Origin of the sequence: Leucobacter aridicollis (genome assembly GCF_013409595.1) — a bacterium.
GTDB classification, from domain to species: Bacteria; Actinomycetota; Actinomycetes; order Actinomycetales; family Microbacteriaceae; genus Leucobacter; species Leucobacter aridicollis.
The window spans coordinates 3,459,051-3,479,277 of sequence record NZ_JACCBD010000001.1; the positions used below are offsets into that span (position 1 = coordinate 3,459,051).

Sequence of the window (20,227 nt, forward strand, 5' to 3'; positions counted from 1 at the left end):
GCGCCGCTCAGCTAGTCAAGCAGCAGCGCTGGCTCCTCAAGCACCGAGGCGACGTCGGCGACGAATCGCGAGATCACGTCACCATCGACGACGCGGTGGTCGAACGAGCCGCCGACAGTCGTGACCATCCGTGGGCGCACCTCGCCGTCGACGACCCAGGGCTTCTCCTTGATCGTGCCCATCGCCATGATCGCGACCTCGCCAGGGTTGAGGATCGGCGTGCCGAAGTCCATCCCGAAGACACCGATGTTCGTGAGCGTGATCGTGCCCTGCTGCATCTCTTCGGGCTTCGTGCGCCCCTCGCGCGCGGTGATTGTGAGTTGCTCGATCGCCTGCGCGAGTTCGCGCAGGCTCAGCTCCTGCGCCTCCTTGATGTTCGGCACAATAAGCCCGCGCGGGGTGGCTGCCGCGATGCCGAGGTTGACGAAGTGGTGGCGAATGATCTCGGTCTCGGTGAACGTCGAGTTGATCTCGGGGTTTCGGCGGATCGCCCACAGCATCGCCTTCGCGAAGATGAGCAGCGGCGACACCTTGATGCCGGCGAAGTCCGTCGAGGTCTTCAGCCGCCGCACAAACTCCATCGTGCGCGTCGCGTCGACGTCGGTGAAGACGCCAACGTGGGGAGCCTCGAACGCGCTCGTGACCATCGCCTTCGCGATCTGCTTGCGCATGCCCTTGAGCGGGATCCGCTCCTCGCGCACGGCGGGGACCTCGGGCGTCGACAGGTTGCGGAACAGGCTCGCCTGCGAACCGTGGCGCACCACATCGTCGCGCAGGATCTCACCCCCGATGCCGGTGCCAGAGACCTGGGTGAGGTCGACGCCGAGATCCTTCGCGAGCTTCCGGATCGGGGGCTTCGCGATCACCGGGGACGCCGCGGCGACCGGGATCGGCGGCGCGGACAGCAGAGGCTCTCCCCCGCTCCGGCGTCGCGAACGGACCTTGCCGGCGGTGCCATAGCCCACGAGCACCGCACCGCCCTCATCATCGGCCGCTGCGGCCGGCGCGGCTGGCGCCACCGAGGCGCCTGCAGGGGCCGGAGCAGCCGGCGTCGCGGAAGCCGCCTCGGCAGGCGCCGCTGGCGCGTCCGCACGGGGATCCGGATCCGCTGCGCCCTCGGCCCGCACGCGCATGATCGGCTGACCGACAGGGACCGTCTCCCCCACCTCGGCGAGGAGCTCCGTGACAACGCCTGTGAACGGCGACGGCAGCTCGACGAGCGACTTCGCGGTCTCGATCTCGCAGATCACCTGGTTGAGCGCGACAGTGTCGCCCGGCGCGACCTGCCAGGTGACAATCTCTGCCTCGGTCAGGCCTTCACCGACATCGGGAAGGGGGAACGTCATGTCGCTCATCGAAGGCTCCTTTGGGTTGCTTCGCGGTCAGTAGAAAGTAGTGGTCCCGGCGTGCGGGCGGGGTGCGGCAGCGGCAGAGAGTCAGTAGTGCATCGTGCGATCGACTGCTTCGAGGATACGGTCTGCGTCGGGCAAGAACATGCCCTCGAGTCGGGCCGGCGGGAATGGCACGTCGTAGCCCGAGACGCGCAGCACGGGCGCCTGCAGTGAGTAGAACGCGTGCTCGGCGACGTGCGCGGCGAGTTCGCTGCCCAAACTGACGTTGCCCGAGGCCTCCTGCGCGACGACGAGGCGCCCCGTCTTTCGCACCGATTCGAGGAGCGGCGCGTAGTCGACCGGCGAGATGCTGCGGAGGTCGACGACCTCGATGCTCGTCCCCTCGGCACGCGCGACCTCGGCAGCCTCAAGCGCGGCGGTGACCATCGCGCCGAACGCGACAATCGTGCAGTCGGTTCCCTCGCGGGCGACCCGGCTGTCGTGCAGCTGCGCGGCCGGGGCGGTCGGATCGACCTCGCCCTTCATCCAGTACTTCGCCTTCGGTTCGAAGAACAGCACGGGGTCCTGCGACTGAATCGCCTGCTGGATCATCCAGTAGGCGTCGTTCGGCGTTGAGGGCGCGACGACTCGCAGGCCCGGGGTGTGCGCGAAGTACGCTTCGGGGCTCTCCTGGTGGTGCTCGACGGCGCCGATGTGTCCGCCGTACGGGACGCGGATCACGATCGGCATCGGCACCTTGCCGTCGTGCCGGTTCGTGATCTTCGCGAGCTGCGTGACGATCTGATTGAACGCGGGGAAGATGAAGCCCTCGAACTGGATCTCGATGACCGGGCGGTAGCCGCGCATCGCGAGCCCAATGGCGTTGCCGACGATGCCGGCCTCCGCGAGCGGGGTGTCGAGCACGCGCGCCGATCCAAAGTCAGCCTGGAGCTTGTCGGTGACGCGGAAGACCCCGCCGAGTGGGCCGATGTCCTCGCCCATGAGCAGGACTTTCTCGTCGGCGGCCATCGCGGCCCGCAAGCCCTCGTTGATCGCCCGCGCGATCGGCAGTTCGGTGCGCTCGGTGAGCGTCTGGACGCTGGGCGCGGTGGGTGTGGGTGCTGCACCGGTCATGCTGAAATCTCCTCGCCGGCCTCGAATGACGACTCGTAGCGTTCGAGCCAGGCGCGCTGCTCCTCGATGCGCGGGTGCGCCTCGGTGTACACGTTCGCGAACATCGAGTCGGCGTCAGGCGGCGGTAGCTGCAGGATCGCGTCACGCACGCGCTTCGCCTCTCGATCGGCGACCTCGGCCACCTCGGCAAAGAATGCGTCGTCGACTCCCTGCTCACGCAGGTAGGCCTCCATGCGCGCGACCGGGTCGCGATCTCGCCATTCCTCGAGTTCCGACTTCTCGCGGTAGCGCGTCGGGTCGTCGCTTGTCGTGTGTGCCCCGATCCGGTAGGTCAGTGCCTCGATGTAGCCCGGACCGGCCCCCTCGCGCGCCAGTCGCATGAACCTGCGGCCGACGGCGTACGCGGCGAGCGGGTCGTTGCCGTCGATCTGCACGGCGCGGATGCCGAAGCCGAGCGCGCGGCGGTACAGCGGGGTGCGGCTCTGGCGCTCGAATGGCACCGAGATCGCCCAGCCGTTGTTTTGGACGACGAAGACCGCCGGGGTTTGGTAGCTCGCCGCGAAGATCATCGACTCGTTCGCGTCGCCCTGGCTCGAGGTGCCATCGCCGTAGAACGCCATGGTCGCCTCCCCCGTCGCGATGCCCTGCTCGCCAGCGTCCATCGCCGCGGCGCCTGCGCGGAGCTTCGCGTCGAGCAGCTGCCCGAGTGCGTATCCGCTCGCGTGCTGCGCCTGCGCGGCGAGCACGAGGGTGTACAGGTGGAAGTTCCCGTTCGCGGGATCCGTGACGTCCCACCCGCCGTGTGTGAAGCCGCGGAACAGCTTCAGTAGTTCAACGAAGCTCACGCCGCGCACCTTCGCGACGGTGTGCTCGCGGTAGGCGGGGAAGACGTGATCTTGCGGCTCGGTGGCGTGCGCGAGGCCGACCTGGCAGCCCTCTTGACCGATGCTTGGCACCCACAGGGCGAGCTGGCCCTGGCGTTGCAGGTGGGTCGCCTCGGTGTCGAACGCACGCGTCTCCACCATGTCGCGGTACCACTCTTGGAACTGTTCGATACCAACGCCATCAAGCTCCGCTGCGTAGTCTGCTGCGGAGCTTGATGGGGAGTACCGACCTTCGGCGTCTAGGAAGCGAATCGGCTCTGGATCCACCATGTCAACGGCGAGCTTTGGGGTCTGGCTCATAGTGCTCAAGTGTAGTGAGAGGGGTCATTCCGACTGGGATATATCAACGGCGGCGCTAGTGGCCGGCGCACAGCGATTGCTGCAAGAATTGGTGCATGCGGTCAATCATGCGAGTACTTGTCAGCACGTTCGCGCTGTGGCTCACGACGCTCATCGTCGGCGGGTCGGGCCCGCGCGGGTTCTGGATCGAGCCGATCAATGACGACCCGTACTCCCCGCTCATCACGATGCTCCTCGTCGCGCTCGTGTTCGGCCTCGTGAATGGCACGCTCGGCAAGCTCGTGCGCATCGTGTCGATTCCGCTCTACATCATCACGCTCGGCCTGTTTGGTCTCATTGTGAACGGGATCCTCATCTCGGTCATCGCATGGCTCTCCGGCCTCGCCGGCTTCGGGTTGCATGTCGACGGCTTCTGGTGGGGTGTGCTCGGCGCGATCGTCATGTCCGTGCTCGCAAGCATCATGAACGGGCTGCTCGGCACGAACCGCAAGCGCAAGCGCTAACGACTGCCCCATCAGCGTCACGGGCTCGGCGACACCGCCACGCAGCCCGTGATGCGTCGCCGTGCGGCGCTGTCCGCGGGGCTGGCTGTGGCGCCCGCCGGCACCGCTCCGCGCGGAACCGTGCGGGGTTTTCCACACCGTTTCCACAACCAGTCCACAACCTATCCACCGGCTTATCAACAGGGTGTTGAAGACTTCGAACCCTTATTACACAACGATAATTACACCGTTGTTATTCGATCTGTGCATAGTTATCCACAGCCTAGAACTCGTGAAATGTGCACAGTTGCCTCCGTGGGAGAATGGTCGGGTACGTTCACCCGCCACTCACACAACGGAGAACCCATGACCAGCCTGCCCCCGCAGCCCATCAGCCCCCTCGACGGACGCTACCGGAAGGCGGTCGAAGGGCTTGGCGACACGCTCTCCGAGGCAGGGCTGAACAAGGCTCGCGTGCACGTCGAAGTTGAGTGGCTCGCCTACCTGACGACGCACTCGCTCCTCGGGGGCACGCCGATGGGCGACGAGCAGCTCGCCGCGCTGCGCGACTGGGCGCAGAACTTCGGCCAGGCCGAGATCGACGAACTCGCCGAGACCGAGAAGACCACGCAGCACGACGTGAAGGCCGTCGAGTACCTCGTTCGCGCACGCCTCGAGGCGCAGGGGCTCGGACACCTCGCCGAGCTCACCCACGTGTGCTGCACCAGCGAGGACATCAACAACCTGTCCTACGCGCTCACGGTGAAGCAGGCGGTCGCCGACGTCTGGCGGCCGAAGTTTGTCGCCGTCCTTGACGAGCTCGAGCGCCAGGCGCAGGGCTACAGCGACCTCGCAATGATGAGCCGCACGCACGGCCAGCCGGCAACCCCGACGACGCTCGGCAAGGAGCTCGCCGTCTTCGTGCACCGCCTCCGCCGCCAGCTGCGCCAGATCGATCAGGTCGAATACCTTGGGAAGTTCTCGGGCGCGACGGGCACGTTCGCCGCGCACCTCGCAGCGGACCCGAGCGCCGACTGGGAGACGATTTCGCGGGAGTTCGTCGAGGGGCTCGGCCTGACGTGGAACCCACTCACGACCCAGATCGAGTCACACGACTGGCAGGCCGAGCTGTACTCGCGCATGGCGCACGCAAACCGCATTCTGCACAACCTCGCGACGGACGTGTGGAGCTACATCTCGATCGGCTACTTCCGCCAAACCCCGGTCGCGGGCGCGACGGGCTCCTCGACGATGCCGCACAAGGTCAATCCGATCCGGTTCGAAAACGCTGAGGCGAACCTTGAGCTGTCAAACGCGCTGCTCGACTCGCTCGCCGAGACCCTCGTCACGAGCCGCTGGCAGCGCGACCTCACCGACTCGTCGGCGCAGCGCAACATTGGCGTCGCGTTTGGACACTCGGTGCTCGCGCTCGACAACATCCTCAAGGGTCTCGGCCAGATCGACGCCGCCCCCGAGGTGCTTGCTGCAGACCTCGACGCGAACTGGGAGGTGCTCGGCGAGGCGATCCAGACCGTGATCCGCGCGGAGGTGACCGCCGGCCGCTCGACGATCAGCGACCCCTACGCCGCGCTCAAGGACCTCACTCGCGGCCGCCGCATCGGCCAGGCCGAGCTCATCGAGTTCGTTCAGGGCCTCGAGATCGGGGACGAGGCGAAGCAGCGGCTGCTCGCGCTCACGCCCGCCGGCTACGTCGGCAACGCTGCGAAACTTCTCAGCTACCTCTGAAGCTGCGAGGCTTGCCGGTGCTGCGCCGCTGCGCCAGGGTTGAAGTATGACTCAGGACGCACGCTTTACACGCGAACGCACGATGTACCGGTTTACCGCGCGCGAGGTCACGGTGCAGGCCGTGTCGCGGCCAGTACCGACGATCGCTCGCGTGACGCTCGCCGGGCCCGACCTGTATGACTTCGAGTCGACGGGGCCCGGCGACCACGCGAAGATCTTCTTCCCGCACCCCTTCACGGGAGAACTCGTCGCACCCGTCGCGGCCGGCCCCGGCGAGGATGGTATCGTCCGGCCCGACGGCCAGACGTTCGGCCGCGACTTCACGCCGCTCAACGTGCGGGATGAAGCCGGAGGCCGCGTCTTCGACCTTGACTTCTTCCTGCACGACGACCCCGGCCCGGCATCCGCGTGGGCGGAGCGCGCAGCGGTCGGAGACCGCATCGTCGTCGTCGGGCCGCGCGGCACGCAGAGTGTTCCGACGGGCATCGTCTCGCTGTTGTGCCTCGTCGACCCGACGGCGCTGCCCGCAACAGTGCGCTGGATCAATGCCCTGCCCGAGGACACCGAGGTCGAGGTGATCGCCGACGTCGACTATGACGCGCTCGATTGGGTGGAGGAGTATCTTCGCGAGGGCACGGGACGCGAGATCCTCGTGCGGGAGCCGCTCGGCGGCTTAGATCAGGCGCTGCTCGACAGCGAGATCACCGACGAGACCTTCGTCTTCGCGGCCGGTGACGCAAACCGTCTCATCCCGCTGCGGCGCGTGATCCGTGACGAACTTGGGCTCCCCCGCGCGCAATACCAGATCAGCGGCTACTGGCGGCGCGGTGAGGCCAACTTCGACCATCACGGGCCGATCGACCCGAGCGATCCGGAGTCGATCGAGGACTAGCCGCTCCCGAGCGAAGCACGGCCCGGGGTGTCCGCAAATGCGAACGCCCCGGGCCGATTTCTGCTCAGCGAGTGGGCTAGTGCCAGTCGCCCTCGGGCTTCTTGAGGTCCTTGCGGGCCTCGAGGTCTTCGTCGCTCGGCTTGCCGCCGAGCCCGAGCAGGGCCACAAACAGCAGCGACATGATGAACGCGATGGCGGTAAAGATGAGGGCGAGCACGATGGAGCGCGACGCCATGAGGACGATGAGACCCGCGAAAACCGCGAGCACTCCCGAGAAGCCCAGCAGTTCGAGGGGCTTGAGGCGATCACGACGCGACGGGTTCATCGGTTCCTGGGGCGTGTGGTCTGAGGGGTTGGTCATCGGTCGCTTTCTACGATTCGGCTAGGACATTGGCGGCGTGCAGATCCGCCTAGGCGTTGACAGTCGACCCGTGGTTCAGCGGGTCGGCGTCGGCTGCGGTTCGCGTGTCGAACGACGCGATCCCGAGGAAGACTCCGGTGATGATGGCGTAGGCTCCGAAGAACCCGATCACGGCAACGAGGTCGCCCCGCGCAAGCAGCACGGTGACGGCGAGCAGAATGCCTGCGGCCCCGACCAGGGCGGCGTCCTGTCGCGTGCCGGGCTGCACGACCATCGCGACAAACTCAAGCAGTGCCGTGACGAGGGCCCAGCCCGCGATGACCACAGCGAACGCGAGTTCGTTGCTGAGGACCGTGAGCAGAAGCGCAGCCGCAATCGATGCGACGCCGAGCGCGATCGCAACGGCCGCACCGCCCGTGCCGCGGCGCTGGATGGCCTCGACTCCGTGCACGACGCCAATCGCGATAAGCGCGGCGACGACGACCGCGAGGTCGAACGCGAAGCGCTCGTGGAAGGTCGCGCTAAACGTAACAACGAGCCCCACTGTGAGCAGGAGAGCGGCGCGGAGCACGCGTACCCACTTGGGTGGGAGCGACGCGGTGCCTGCCGTTCGAGTGACGGTGCCTTCGGCGATTGACATTGTGCTCCCTCCCTGCCTCGTGGATTGTATCTTGTCTCGCTGCGAAAGATCGTGGGAGCGAGCTCGCTACATTCCCTGAGGCATGTCCTGGAAGCGCGAGTAGTGCCCCTGGAACGCCACGGTAACCGTGCCGGTCGGGCCGTTACGCTGCTTCGCGAGAATGAAGTCCGCCTCGCCGGCACGCGGATGATCACGATCGCTCGCGGCCTCGCGGTGCAGCAGGATCACCATATCTGCGTCCTGCTCGAGCGAGCCGGACTCGCGGAGGTCGCTGATGGCAGGCATCTTGTCGGCGCGCTGCTCCGATGCACGGTTGAGCTGTGACAGCGCGATGACCGGGACGTCGAGCTCCTTCGACAGCAGCTTGAGGGCACGGGAGAATTCGCTCACCTCCTGCTGACGACTTTCGACCTTCTTGCCGCTCGAGAGGAGCTGCAGGTAGTCGATGACGACCATCTTGAGGCCGTGCTGCTGCTTCAGCCGTCGGCACTTCGCACGGATCTCAACGAGCGTGAGGTTCGGGCTGTCGTCAATGTACAGCGGCGACTCTGAGATGCGTGCTTGCGTGGCCGCGAGCTTTTGGAAGTCGCGGCTGTCGAGGGCGCCCTTGCGTAGGGTCTGCATCGGGATGGAAGCCTCGGCCGCGAGCAAACGCATCGCGATCTCGGCGCGACCCATCTCGAGCGAGAAGAAGACCGTCGGAGCCAGGGCGTGCACGGAGGCGTGGCGGGCCACGTCGAGCGCGAGCGTCGACTTACCCATCGCGGGTCGCGCGGCGATGATGATCATCTGACCACCAGCGAAGCCGTTGGTCATCGCGTCGAGCTCGTTGAAGCCGGTTGGCACCCCGAGCATGCCGTCTGGCTGCGAGGTCGCCTTGTGGATCTCCTCCATGGCGGCATCAACCGCGAGGGAGAGCGGCACGTAATCTTCGCTCTGCGACTCACCAGTGACGCCGTAGATCTCCGACTGCGCAACGTTGACAAGGTCGAGCGCCTCGCCCTCGCCCGCGTATCCCATCTGCACGATGCGGGTGCCCGCTTCAACCAGTCGGCGCAGGAGCGCCTTCTCGCCAACGATGTCGGCGTAGAAGCCCGCATTCGCGGCGGTCGGGACGATACTCGTGAGCGTGTGCAGGTACTCGGCGCCGCCCGCTCGCTGAAGGTCGCCGGCCTTTGCGAGTGCATCGGTGACGGTGATGACGTCGGTGGGCTCGCCCTGCGAATAGAGCGAGAGCACGGACTCGTAGATGACCTCGTGCTTGGGGACATAGAAGTCCGAGCCGCGCAGCACGCCAGTGACGTCGGCCACGGCGTCCTTGGACAGGAGCATGCCGCCGATCGCGCTTTGCTCTGCGAGCAGGTCGTATGGCGGGGTGCGCTCATAGTCGCCGCCGCGCTGTTCTTCGTCAGGCGACGCGATACCAAGGTGTGCGATGGACAAGGTGGTGTGCTCCTTCGATGAGGTCGAGCCTCGTTACCTTCTGATGACATACCAGACCTCAGACATTCACCGTAGGTGCAGTCTCCACAGGGCTCAAATACGGGAGTTCTCCACCTGTGGATAACTATGTGCACAAGCAACGGAGAAAAGCCAGAACTTGTCCACATGAATGGGGATAACTTGTGGAGAGATTCTGAACTTCTCTAGAAACATGCCGCCTGATCTGGGGTTTATGGTTTCCACACGATTTAAGTTATTCAACCTTAAAGTACAACTTGAATGTTACTTGATCCCCGGGCGTGTGGAGAACTTTGCGAGCACCGAGCGGGCTGGTCTCCCCGCTCTCGCATGGACCGCGGCTCCGGGCGTTCACCGCCCGTTCAGCGGCGTCAGCGCGCGCATGCGGCTCCCTGGCGACGCCGTGGGTGGGCGGGAGGGTCTCCCCTCCGGCACACCCGCCGTGCGCGGCTCAGGGCGCCGCAGGCGGCCGCGCGCCAGGGCCGGCAACACCGCTCCTCCCAGCCACGAGGGAGCCGCTACAACGCAAACGAGCGGGGCCGGCTCCAATATGGAACCGGCCCCGCTCGTGAGCGCAGAAACGCTTAGCGCTGCGTGATGACCTGGAGGGTTACCTCAGCGTCGACGCCCTCGTGGAGGTGGATCGTCGCCTTGTACTCACCGGTGCTCTTGATCGACGGCAGCGAGATCTTGCGCTTGTCGACCTCGCCGATGCCAGCCTCGGACACAGCCGCGGCAACAGCCGCAGGCTTGATCGCGCCGAACAGGCGCCCACCGACTCCAGCCTTGGAGTGCAGACGGATCTTGCCTGCCTCGAGCGACGCCTTCAGCGCCTGCGCGTCCTCGACCGAAGCGAGAGCGCGTGCCTCGCGCGCAGCCTGGAGCTGTGCGACCTGGGCCGCGCCACCGCGGGTCCAGTGCACCGCGTAGCCCTGCGGCACGAGGTAGTTGCGAGCGTAGCCGGTCTTGACGTCGACGACGTCACCAGCGGAACCGAGGCCACGGACCTCGTGCGTGAGAATTACTTTCGCCATGATGCTCTCTCCTTAGCGGCCGGAACCGGCGTAGGGGAGGAGAGCCATCTCGCGGGCATTCTTCACTGCCTTCGCGATCAAACGCTGCTCCTGAACGGATACGCCGGTGATGCGGCGGGCGCGGATCTTTCCACGCTCTGAAATGAACTTGCGAAGCGTCTGGACGTCCTTGTAATCAATGACGCCAACGGTCTGCTTCTTCGCGGGTGCTGCCGCCTTCGCGTTCTTGCCGCGAGCCGGCTTGCGGCCTGCGCCGCTTGACTTGCCTGCCATGTTGGTCTCTTTTCGTAATGCGTCCCGGTACGCGCCCGGAACAAAGTTGCTGTCTTAGAAGGGCTGCTCGTCGTCGAACCCGCCACCGAAATCGGAGGAGTTGTTCGACGCGGATCCGCCCTGGCCCGAATTGGTCCAGGGGTTATCCTGCTGCTGCTGCGGCTGTGCCCAGCCCGACTGGCCCTGGGGCTGACCGCCACCAGCGCCACCGAAGCCGCCAACCTGCCCGCGTGCCGCGCCGCGCGTCACCTGTGCGGTGGCGAAGCGGAGCGACGGCCCGACCTCTTCGACCTCAAGGTCTAGTGAGGTGCGCTGCTGGCCCTGGTTGTCGGTGTAGCTGCGCTGGGTCAGACGACCCTGCACAATAACTCGCATGCCCTTCGTGAGCGAAGCCGCAATGTTGTCGGCGTACTCACCGTAAGCGCGGCAGCCAAGCCACAGCGCTTCGCCGTCCGACCAGTCGCCGGACTGGCGATCGCGCACGCGCGGGGTCGAGGCGATACGGAAGGTCACCCACGACTTGCCGGCCTGACTCACGCGAGGCTCGGGATCGGCAACAAGGTTGCCGACGACAGTGATCAGCGGCTCTCCGGCCATGAGTTATGCACTCGCCTTCGCAGCAGCGCGAGCTGCCTTAGCCTGGTCACGCTTCGACTGCGCTGCACGCTGAGCGATGAGCTCGTCTGCGCGGAGCACCTTCGTGCGGAGAACAGCCTCGGAGATACCCAGCTGACGATCGAGCTCAGCGGTAGCCTCGGGGGTCGCGGTGAAGTTCACCACAACGTAGATGCCCTCGGCCTGCTTGTTGATCTCGTATGCCAGGCGACGCTTGCCCCAGATGTCGACGTTCTCGATCTCGCCATTCGCGTTCGTAATGACGGAGAGGAACTTCTCCATGCTGGGAGCCACGGTGCGCTCGTCGATACCGGGATCGAGGATCACCATGAGTTCGTAAGGATGCATTACTGACCCACCTCCTTCGGACTTCACGGCCACAGGATTTCTGTGGCAGGAGGGTGTTGTTGCATCGTGCCTGAGCCCCAAACCGAGTGTTCGGCGCACAGACAACCTAAGTAGCCTACCATCTTCAGCCCTAAAGTGGAGCCATGCGGATCGCTCTCGTCTCGATGCACACCTCTCCGACCGAGATACCGGGCTCCGGCGACGCCGGCGGGATGAATGTCGTTGTCGCCGAGGCCGCTCGGGCGTTGAGCGCGCGCGGGCACGAGGTCGTCGTCGCAACCCGCGCCCGCGCCGACCTTCCAGCTGGCGTGACGCGCCTCGCATGGAGCGGGCGAGCTGCTGCAGGTCAGGATCCCCTGAGCCCAGTTGTCGCGGTGCTGCCCGCTGGCGATCCTGAACTCGCGAAGGGGGAGCTGCCGGGGGTCGTGGAGCAGTTCGCGGCCGAACTTCGCGCCCTGGGCCGCTTCGACGCTGTGCACGGTCACTACTGGCTCAGCGCCCTCGCAGCGCAGCGGGCGTGGGGCGGAAGTGCACCCGTAGTGACAACATTCCATACGCTCGCCGCACAAAAAAACGCGCTCCTCGCGGCCGGGGACCGGCCGGAGCCAGCGGTTCGACTGAACGCAGAGGCCGCGCTCGCCCACTCATCGTTCGTTGTCGCCGGGAGCGAGAGTGAGCTCGCCGGCGTCAACGCCTTCTACGGGACGCCGGCGCTCGGCAGCGCGGTCGTCCACCCCGGGGTGGACACGGCCCTCTTCGCGCCGCGATCAGGCGGGGCAGGCTCGGCTGCGCCGCTCCGCGTGACCGTGCTCGGGCGCGTGCAGCCGTTGAAGGGCCAGGACCTTGCAGTCCGGGCCGCGGCGGAGCTCGCGATCGCCGATCCTGGTCTCTTTGCGCGAACCGAGTGGGTGATTGCGGGGGAGCCGACTCCCGGTGCCGCCGACTACGCGGCGGAGCTCCGCCGCCTCGCCGAGCGCGCCGGGATCGCCGCTCGCGTCCGGTTCCTCCCCGCGCAGTCGCGCGAGCAGGCGGCCGCGCTCCTTGCGTCGAGCGCGCTCGTGCTCGTTCCATCGCACTCGGAAACGTTCGGTCTCACCGCGCTTGAGGCTGGCGCGAGCGGGGCGCCCGTGATCGCGGCCGGGCACACCGGCCTGCTCGAGGCCGTCCCGGACGGCGTGGCTGGCGTGCACCTGTCCGGCAGGGACCCCGTGGCGTGGGCGGGAGCAATCGCCGACCTGCTGCGCGACGAACCGCGCCGGGCACAGCTTGCGGCATCGGCACGTCGCCATGCGGAGCTGCACGATTGGGCCGCGCACGCCGCGGCGCTCGAGCGGATCTACGCGACCCTCGCCGGCTAAGCGCGCGGGGCGCGCGTCAGCGTGGCGCCGGCCGCCCACGATCCTCCTACCTCCAACTATTCTTCTGGCCCCCAACTATCCGGGATAGTTGGGGGCCAGAAGAACATTTGCGTGGGGGAGGAGGCAGCCTCGCGCCGCCCGACCCCGTCTCGCGGGCTAGGCGCCTGCGATGAAAGCTTCGAGCTCCGCACGCGCCTCGTCGTCGGGCTTCTGCACGGGCGGCGACTTCATGAAGTAGGCCGACGCCGCCTCGACGGGCCCGCCGTGGCCGCGGTCGAGCGCGACCTTCGCGGTGCGGATCGCGTCGATCATCGTGCCTGCGGAGTTGGGGGAGTCCCACACTTCAAGCTTGTACTCGAGCATCATCGGCACGTCGCCGAAGCCGCGGCCCTCCAGCCGAACGAACGCGAACTTACGATCCTCAAGCCACGGCACGTGGTCGCTCGGCCCGACGTGCACGTCTTCGGCAGGAAGGTCCGCCTCGATGTTCGAGGTGACTGCCTGCGTCTTCGAGATCTTCTTCGAGTGCAGTCGGCTGCGCTCGAGCATGTTCTTGAAGTCCATGTTGCCGCCGACGTTGAGCTGGTAGGTGTGGTCGAGCGCGATGCCACGGCTCTCCAGCAGCCGGGCGAGCACGCGGTGCGTGATCGTCGCGCCGACCTGGCTCTTGATGTCGTCGCCGACGATGGGCAGACCGGCTTCGGTGAACTTGGCGGCCCACTCGGGGTCGCTCGCGACGAAGACGGGGATCGCGTTGACGAACGCGACGCCAGCCTCAAGGGCGGCCTGCGCGTAGAACTTCACGGCCTCCTCGCTGCCGACTGGCAGGTAGCACGCGAGCACCTCGGCGCCGGAGTCGCGCAGCACCTGAGCGACGTCGACGGGCGTCGCAGTCGACTCGACGACCTCGTCGCGGTAGTACATGCCGAGACCGTCGTAGGTCGGAGCGCGGAGTACCTCAAGGCCGATGTGGGGCACGTCCGAGAACTTGATGGTGTTGTTGCGGCCGGCCCAGATCGCCTCGGAGAGGTCCGTGCCAACCTTTTCTGCGTCGACGTCGAACGCCGCAACGAACTCGAGATCGGACACGTGGTATCCGCCGAGGCGAACGTGCATGAGCCCGGGAACCTCTGCGTCGTCTGCGGCGTCGCGGTAGTACTCGACACCCTGCACGAGCGAGCTCACGCAGTTTCCAATTCCCGCGAGGGCGACCTTCACACTCATCGAAACCCCATATTTCTCTCTCCGGCGGCCAATAGGCCCAACCGTCTAGTGTAATCGCCCAGGCTGGGCGTTGAACCTATGCCGCCAGTGGCGGAGGCGGCTACCCCGCGGGTCGGAGGCGGAACGCCTCGACCGAGGAGATCGCCTGGCGCTGCCCGCCGACATGGACAATCTCGTCACCATCGACGGTGAGCTGAGTCGCGTAGGCCCGGAGGGCGACCACCTTCCGGCCGAGCCATGGCGTCACGTCGTACGCCTCCGGGGCATCACCATCGTCGGCCGCCGCTCGCTCGTCGACCTCGGCTCCGTCGCTCACGATCTCCCAGAATGGCAGATCGAGCGCAACGGCAACGGCCCTGGCGATCCGGTGCGCGTGGACATGGTCCGGGTGGCCGTAGCCGCCCCCGTCGTCATAGCTCACGATCGCACCAGCGCCCGCCTCGTTGGCCGCGGCAAAGAGATCGTTCAACGACTCGACCGCTGGCACGACCGTGAGCGCGTCCACGGTGGCGTCTGCACTGGGACCGGCCTGTCCGGACGCGAGCCACTCCATGCCCGAGTCCTCGTAGATCGTCGGCTGGAGGCCCTCGGCCCTGGCCGGGGGAACCCCGAGAAACGCGTGGCGTTCCACCCCGAGCATCGCGAGCGCGGCCGACAGTTCGGCCTGGCGGTGCGGCGCGAGCCCGTCGGTACCAGCGAGGTGCGCGAGCGGGCCGTCAACGACCTCCCCACGCTCACCACGGGTGAGCGTGACAACCAGGGGCTCCCGGCCGGCCTCAGACAGGGCGGCGAGCGTGCCTCCCGTCGTGATCGTCTCGTCGTCTGGGTGGGCGTGCACGAACATCACGCGCGTCGCACCCGAAAACCAGCTTGCAGGATCTGTACTCACGGTAGCCCTAACTCTCGTCGGCGGCGGTCTGTTCCCGATACCAGGAAATCAGTCGCTCGGCCGCCGCCTCTTCGCCAATCATGCCCTCGTCGAGGCGAAGCTCGAGGAGGTAGGAGTAGGCGCGACCGACGAGGGGGCCGGGCGGGATGTCGAGCAGGCGCATGATCGCCGCGCCATCGAGCTCCGGCCGCACAGCCGCGAGCTGCTCCTCCTCTGCAAGCTCCGCGATGCGTCGCTCGATGTCGTCGTACGCGTGCTCCAGTCGCTCGGCCTTGCGCCGGTTCCGCGTTGTGACATCCGCGCGGGTCAGGATGTGCAGCTGCTCGAGCTCGCCGCCCGCGTCCCTGACATACCGGCGCACGGCCGAATCCGTCCACTGCTGGTCGCTGTAGCCGAAGAACCGCAGATGCAGCTCGACGAGCCGCGCGACCCGCTTAATCGTCATGTTGTCGAAGCGGAGTTCACGCAACCGCTTGCGCGTCATTTTCGCGCCGACCATGTCGTGGTGGTGGAATGTGACGCCGCCATGCTCGAATCGCCTCGTTGCCGGCTTGCCGATGTCGTGCAGCAGGGCGGCGAGCCGCACGATGAGATCTGGCGCAAACTCCTCGGCAGCGCCGCTCGGGTGGCGGGACTGCTCAAGCTCGATCGCCTGACGCAACACGGTCAAGCTGTGCTCGTAGACGTCCTTGTGCCGCCCATGATCGTCCTGCGTCGTGACGAGCGCAACGAGCTCGGGGAGGAACCGCGCCGCGAGGCCGGTGTCGACGAGCAGCCGGATCCCCGGGATCGGATCGGCCGTGAGCAGCAGCTTTGTGAACTCGTCGCGCACGCGCTCCGCCGAAATGATGTCGAGCCTGTCAGCGAAGCGCACCATCGCCGCCTCTGTCTCCTCGGCAACCTCGAAGCCGAGCTGCGATGCGAACCTCGCCGCGCGCAGCATCCGGAGCGGGTCATCAGTGAAGGAGGCCTCTGCCGAGGCGGGAGTGACGATGCGCCCGGCCACAAGATCTTCGACGCCACCCGAGACGTCGACGAGTCGAAGCTCAGGAAGCATCAGCGCGAGCGCGTTGATCGTGAAGTCGCGCCGGACAAGGTCGCCGTCGATGGTGTCGCCAAAGCTCACCTCGGGTTTGCGCGAGTCATCGCGGTAGGTTTCGGCCCGATACGTGGTGATCTCCACCTGTTCGCCAAAGATCTGCGCGGCGATCGTGCCGAAGTCTCGGCCGATATCCCAGATGTTCTTCGTGAGGGTTTCGAGGATAGCTCGCGTCTGGTCCGGGCGTGCCGACGTCGTGAAGTCGAGGTCGGTGACGCGACGACCGAGCATCGCATCACGCACGGGACCGCCAACGAGCGCGAACTCAAACCCTGCCTCCGCGAACGCAGCCGCCAGGGTCGCCACGGGCCGCGACTCGGCGATACGGCGGAGTTCGGTCATAGATTCGGCAAGAGAAAGCACCCACTCAGGGTACCGGTGCGCAGACATCTCTACACTTACACTCATGCGAGTACTCCGCCGACCGAGAGCATTAACCGCTGCGCTGATCGCCGGTGCGCTGCTCGCGGGCGGCGCACCGGGAGCCCTCGCAGTTGTCGCCGAGCGCTCGGCGGAGACGCCGGTCGGGGGCCAGTCCGACGGCGACGCACGCACCGACGAACCGGGTCTTGAGCTCGTCGTTGCTCCGGAAACGCCAATCGTCGACAGCGGCGCAACCGAGGTGAAGTTCACCGTGTTGCTGCGCAACGCCGGTGAGCTGAGTGCCCCCGAGGGCTCGGTCGAGCTCGCCATCGGCGACCGCCTCACGGGGAGCTCGGCAATCCCGCGGCCCGAGGAGCTCGCGGCCACGGCCGACGCGCCACCGCTCGACGACGACGCCGACGCGTCGAGCGAGAAGACTGACGGGGGTGGGCAGGGGGCCGACGCTGCCGCCGAGAGCGCTGCACCGTTGCGCACGGTGCTTGCGACGGCCGCCATCGACGCCATCGCCGGAGGTAAGGAGCAGACGGCGACCGTCACCGTGCCGCTCTCGGATATCCCCGCGTTCACCCCGACCACGCACGGCGTCTACCCCGTCTACGCAACCTACCGCGCGAGCGATTCCGGCGCCGCCGCGAGCCTGTCGGCGTTCACCCCGATCGTGTGGAGCGGTCCGCACCAGGCCGACGCGGCCGTCGACCTCACCTCGATTGTCCCGCTCACGCTGTCAACCAAGGTGCAATCGCTGCCGACTCGAGCGCAGCTCGGCAGCGAGACCCCACGCCTCGAAGAGCTCGTCGACTTTGCCACGCGCACGCAGTCGGTGCTCGCGATCGATCCGCGGTACGTCGCTGCCGTTCGCGCCTACGGCACCGAGGCGCCACAGGCCGCTCGGGATCTCGTCGCTCGGCTCGAGTCGACCGCGCTGCCAAACTTCATGCTGCAGTTCGGCGACGCGGATCCCGCCGCGCAGGCCGCGATGGGCGCGACCGAACTGCTCGGGCCAAACGGTTTCGAATTCGTCACGCGGTTTGGTGCGTGGGAGCCAGATCCTGAACCCGAGGCCCCGGGTGACGCTCCCGAGGCGAGCGGCGGGGCAGCCGGAGCGCACCGGGCAGCGAGCACCGCTACGACGCCGGGCACGACCGCTGATGACGCGGACGACGCCGGCGCGGAGGGCGACACGACTGACCCCGCGGACGCGGACGATGCCGGGGCGGACAACACCGATCCTGATCCAGAGGAGCGCGGCGCCGTCCCCACCGACGAGGCGCTCACCGCCTGGCCGGGCGGTCTCGCCGGGGCCTGGCCCGGGCCGGGCCAGGCCGATTCCCGCACGCTCACCCTGCTGCGCGAGGCCGCGCTCGACTTCACCGTGCTGCGCTCCGACAACGTGACACTCACGGGCGGACCGCGAGCCGCACTCGGCGACGCCGGCACTGCGCTCGTCACAGACGCCGAGCTAGACGCCGCCGTCCAGCTTGCACTGGCGGGGGAGACCGAGGCCGAGCGTGCGCTGGGCGCCGCCGGCGCAGCCGCCAGGCTCGCCCTCGCCGCCGACGCCGACGTCGCGGGCCTCGTGCTCGGCGTCGACCGCGGCGGCGCGGCGACGAACGAGCGCCCCGAGCGCGTCATCTCGGAGCTCACCACGCAGCGGTGGATCAAGCCGGTGGCGCACACCGCTCAGGCCGCAGGCAACGCCCGACTGAAGCCAGGCACAGCGGCCGAAGAGCGTGTCGAACTGCTCGCCGAGGCGGTCGGCAATGAACCCACCGTGCTCGAGGCGCGCGCCACACTCGTCAACCCCGAGTACCTCGACAGCTACCAGCGCATGCGCCTCCTCACGCTATTCGCCACCCGGTACTCCGGCCCCGATGCCGACTTCGCGGACACCGCCACGCAATTCGCGAAGCGCGATGCCGAACTCCACGACGGCGTGAGGCTCGTCGGGACGAAACGCGCCCAGCTCGTGGGAGGTTCGACGAAGATCCCGATCCAGCTGCGCAACTCCCTCCCGTTCGACGCCGTCGTCACCCTCGAGGTTTCCCCGACCTCCGCCGCGCTCCGACTGCCGGAACGCACGTTCCACGACATCCTGCTGCCTGAGGATTCGAGCGAACGCGTGCTCGTTCCGGCGACGAGCCGTGTCTCCTCGGGCGACTCGGCGCTACTGCTCTCGGTGACGAGCGCCGACGGCGAATACACGGCGTCCACTGGGCGGCTGGAGGTCACCATCAGCAGCGCGGTCGAGACCGTCGCGATCGCGCTGCTCGGGACCGCAGCGGCGCTGCTCTTTGGCTTTGGTATCTGGCGGAGCATCCGCAGACGGCGCACACTCAGCGCTGGGGAATAGTGCGCCTTTAGGATGGGTTGTACCGCCTATCAGCCACACGGCACAGCATAAGGAGAATCATGCGCGAGGTCATCATTATCGGCTCGGGCCCTGCCGGGTTTACTGCAGCTATCTACGCTGCGCGAGCTGAACTCTCGCCGCAGCTGTTCGCGAGCCAGGTGAGCATGGGTGGCGAGCTCATGAACACGACCGAGGTGGAGAACTTCCCCGGCTTCCCCGAGGGCATCCAGGGCCCCGATCTCATGCAGAAGATGCAGGAGCAGGCAGAGCGCTTCGGCACCGAGGTCGTCTACGACGACATCACTGAGGTGGACTTCTCCGGCGAGATCAAGCGCGTTACCGACACAACAGGCACCGTACACGAGGCGCGATCGATCATCTTCGCGACAGGCTCGGCCTACCGCAAGCTTGGCGTTGAGGGCGAAGAGCGCCTCTCAGGCCACGGTGTTTCGTGGTGCGCGACGTGCGACGGCTTCTTCTTCCGCGACAAGACGATCGCGGTTGTCGGCGGCGGCGATTCCGCGATGGAGGAGGCAACGTTCCTCACCCGCTTCGCGAAGAAGGTCTACGTGATTCACCGCCGCGACTCGCTCAAGGCATCGAAGATCATGCAGCAGCGCGCGTTCGACAACGAGAAGATCGAGTTCATCTGGAACTCCGAGGTCACCGGGATCCACGGCGACGCGTCGGCCGACCGCCTCAGCCTCCGCAACACCGTCGACGGTTCGGTCAGCGAGCTGCCCATTGAGGGCCTGTTCGTCGCCGTCGGCAACGACCCGCGGACGCACCTCGTGCACGGCAAGCTCGACCTCACCGAGGACGGCACCATTGCCGTCGAGGGGCGCACGTCGCTCACGTCGGTTCCGGGAGTCTTCGCGGCCGGCGACGTCATCGACCCGAGCTACCGCCAGGCCGTCACCGCCGCAGCCTCCGGTACTGTCGCTGCGCTCGACGCAGAGCGCTACCTCGCCTCCGTCGAGGACGCGCTCGCGTCCGCCGCGGTCGCAGGCTAACGAGCCATCACAGCAGAAGGAGTTTCACCATGAACGAGCCAATCAACGTTGACGAGCAGACCTTCGAGAAGGTCGTGCTTCAGAGCGAGGTCCCCGTCCTCGTCGATTTCTGGGCCGCCTGGTGCGGGCCGTGCCGCGCCGTCGCCCCGGTGCTCGCCGAGATCGCGCAGGAGCAGGAGGGCAAGCTCCTCATCGCCAAGCTCAACGTCGACGAGAACCCGGCGCTCGCCGCGCAGTACCGCATCACCTCGATCCCCGCGATGAAGGTGTTCCAGGGCGGCAAAGAGGTGCACGAGATCATCGGCGCAATGCCCAAGCAGATGATTGAGAACGAGCTGACCGGCATCATCTAGGTCAGGGCTCACGGCTGAGGCCCCCGGATCGCGTTGCGCGGTCCGGGGGCCTCAGC

General features: G+C 67.0%; 19 protein-coding genes and 1 pseudogene. 7 read left to right on the top strand and 13 right to left on the bottom strand.

What is annotated here, in order from left to right; translation table 11 throughout:
* Nucleotides 1-11: 11 nt before the first annotated feature.
* The 3 genes from BJ960_RS15900 to BJ960_RS15910 form a co-directional block, all read right to left on the bottom strand.
* A complete protein-coding gene (locus BJ960_RS15900) occupies nucleotides 12-1,355 on the bottom strand; it encodes a dihydrolipoamide acetyltransferase family protein (RefSeq protein ID WP_185988007.1) in 1,344 nt (447 codons plus the stop codon).
* An 81-nt stretch (nucleotides 1,356-1,436) separates the two neighbouring features.
* Complete coding sequence (locus tag BJ960_RS15905) at nucleotides 1,437-2,360, bottom strand: alpha-ketoacid dehydrogenase subunit beta (RefSeq protein ID WP_237463806.1); 924 nt, start codon at nucleotides 2,358-2,360, stop codon at nucleotides 1,437-1,439.
* 101 nt (nucleotides 2,361-2,461) lie between these two features.
* The gene (locus BJ960_RS15910; RefSeq protein ID WP_185988008.1) at nucleotides 2,462-3,649 is read right to left on the bottom strand and encodes a thiamine pyrophosphate-dependent enzyme; all 1,188 of its coding nucleotides are present in this window, start codon (nucleotides 3,647-3,649) and stop codon (nucleotides 2,462-2,464) included.
* Nucleotides 3,650-3,744: 95 nt separating this feature from the next.
* Between BJ960_RS15910 and BJ960_RS15915 the strand changes: the two genes are divergently transcribed.
* The 3 genes from BJ960_RS15915 (at nucleotide 3,745) to BJ960_RS15925 (ending at nucleotide 6,769) form a co-directional block, all read left to right on the top strand.
* On the top strand, nucleotides 3,745-4,152 hold the full coding sequence (locus BJ960_RS15915) for a phage holin family protein (protein WP_121074865.1): 408 nt from the start codon (nucleotides 3,745-3,747) through the stop codon (nucleotides 4,150-4,152).
* 345 nt (nucleotides 4,153-4,497) lie between these two features.
* The gene (gene purB, locus BJ960_RS15920) at nucleotides 4,498-5,877 is read left to right on the top strand and encodes an adenylosuccinate lyase (protein ID WP_185988009.1); all 1,380 of its coding nucleotides are present in this window, start codon (nucleotides 4,498-4,500) and stop codon (nucleotides 5,875-5,877) included.
* 46 nt (nucleotides 5,878-5,923) lie between these two features.
* Nucleotides 5,924-6,769 (top strand): siderophore-interacting protein, encoded by an 846-nt coding sequence (locus tag BJ960_RS15925; protein WP_185988010.1) that lies wholly within the window; start codon nucleotides 5,924-5,926, stop codon nucleotides 6,767-6,769.
* A 76-nt stretch (nucleotides 6,770-6,845) separates the two neighbouring features.
* On the opposite strand, the gene BJ960_RS15930 is transcribed toward BJ960_RS15925, so the two are convergent.
* From BJ960_RS15930 to rpsF, 7 genes are all read right to left on the bottom strand, one after another.
* Nucleotides 6,846-7,130: an ABC transporter ATP-binding protein gene (locus tag BJ960_RS15930; RefSeq protein ID WP_185988011.1), complete on the bottom strand. Its 285-nt coding sequence runs from the start codon at nucleotides 7,128-7,130 to the stop codon at nucleotides 6,846-6,848.
* A gap of 49 nt (nucleotides 7,131-7,179) precedes the next feature.
* Nucleotides 7,180-7,770 carry a hypothetical protein gene (locus BJ960_RS15935; protein ID WP_185988012.1) on the bottom strand — a complete coding sequence of 197 codons (591 nt, stop codon included), beginning with the start codon at nucleotides 7,768-7,770 and terminating at the stop codon, nucleotides 7,180-7,182.
* A gap of 66 nt (nucleotides 7,771-7,836) precedes the next feature.
* Complete coding sequence (dnaB, locus tag BJ960_RS15940; RefSeq protein WP_185988013.1) at nucleotides 7,837-9,213, bottom strand: replicative DNA helicase; 1,377 nt, start codon at nucleotides 9,211-9,213, stop codon at nucleotides 7,837-7,839.
* 602 nt (nucleotides 9,214-9,815) lie between these two features.
* Nucleotides 9,816-10,265, bottom strand: coding sequence for a 50S ribosomal protein L9 (gene rplI / locus BJ960_RS15945; protein ID WP_121074850.1), 450 nt, complete (start codon nucleotides 10,263-10,265; stop codon nucleotides 9,816-9,818).
* Nucleotides 10,266-10,277: 12 nt separating this feature from the next.
* The gene (rpsR, locus tag BJ960_RS15950; RefSeq protein ID WP_121074847.1) at nucleotides 10,278-10,538 is read right to left on the bottom strand and encodes a 30S ribosomal protein S18; all 261 of its coding nucleotides are present in this window, start codon (nucleotides 10,536-10,538) and stop codon (nucleotides 10,278-10,280) included.
* A 54-nt stretch (nucleotides 10,539-10,592) separates the two neighbouring features.
* Nucleotides 10,593-11,135, bottom strand: coding sequence for a single-stranded DNA-binding protein (ssb, locus tag BJ960_RS15955; RefSeq protein WP_119285426.1), 543 nt, complete (start codon nucleotides 11,133-11,135; stop codon nucleotides 10,593-10,595).
* A gap of 3 nt (nucleotides 11,136-11,138) precedes the next feature.
* Nucleotides 11,139-11,501 (bottom strand): 30S ribosomal protein S6, encoded by a 363-nt coding sequence (gene rpsF / locus BJ960_RS15960; RefSeq protein ID WP_119285425.1) that lies wholly within the window; start codon nucleotides 11,499-11,501, stop codon nucleotides 11,139-11,141.
* Between the two features lie 143 nt (nucleotides 11,502-11,644).
* On the opposite strand from rpsF, the gene BJ960_RS15965 reads away from it, so the two are divergent.
* Entirely contained in the window at nucleotides 11,645-12,859 is a 1,215-nt protein-coding gene (locus BJ960_RS15965; RefSeq protein WP_185988014.1) for a glycosyltransferase, read from the top strand.
* A 156-nt stretch (nucleotides 12,860-13,015) separates the two neighbouring features.
* On the opposite strand, the gene BJ960_RS15970 is transcribed toward BJ960_RS15965, so the two are convergent.
* From BJ960_RS15970 to BJ960_RS15980, 3 genes are all read right to left on the bottom strand, one after another.
* Nucleotides 13,016-14,083: an inositol-3-phosphate synthase gene (locus BJ960_RS15970; RefSeq protein ID WP_185988015.1), complete on the bottom strand. Its 1,068-nt coding sequence runs from the start codon at nucleotides 14,081-14,083 to the stop codon at nucleotides 13,016-13,018.
* Nucleotides 14,084-14,183: 100 nt separating this feature from the next.
* Nucleotides 14,184-14,972 (bottom strand): PIG-L family deacetylase, encoded by a 789-nt coding sequence (locus BJ960_RS15975; protein ID WP_307814727.1) that lies wholly within the window; start codon nucleotides 14,970-14,972, stop codon nucleotides 14,184-14,186.
* Between the two features lie 7 nt (nucleotides 14,973-14,979).
* Nucleotides 14,980-16,413 carry a CCA tRNA nucleotidyltransferase gene (locus BJ960_RS15980; protein WP_185988016.1) on the bottom strand — a complete coding sequence of 478 codons (1,434 nt, stop codon included), beginning with the start codon at nucleotides 16,411-16,413 and terminating at the stop codon, nucleotides 14,980-14,982.
* Between the two features lie 64 nt (nucleotides 16,414-16,477).
* Between BJ960_RS15980 and BJ960_RS15985 the strand changes: the two genes are divergently transcribed.
* From BJ960_RS15985 to trxA, 3 genes and pseudogenes are all read left to right on the top strand, one after another.
* Nucleotides 16,478-18,805: a DUF6049 family protein gene (locus BJ960_RS15985; protein WP_185988017.1), complete on the top strand. Its 2,328-nt coding sequence runs from the start codon at nucleotides 16,478-16,480 to the stop codon at nucleotides 18,803-18,805.
* Between the two features lie 59 nt (nucleotides 18,806-18,864).
* The gene (gene trxB, locus BJ960_RS15990) at nucleotides 18,865-19,818 is read left to right on the top strand and encodes a thioredoxin-disulfide reductase (protein ID WP_185988018.1); all 954 of its coding nucleotides are present in this window, start codon (nucleotides 18,865-18,867) and stop codon (nucleotides 19,816-19,818) included.
* Nucleotides 19,818-20,171: pseudogene (trxA, locus tag BJ960_RS15995) on the top strand (thioredoxin); the annotation flags it as partial. The gene trxB and the pseudogene trxA, both read left to right, overlap by 1 nt.
* Nucleotides 20,172-20,227: the final 56 nt, after the last annotated feature.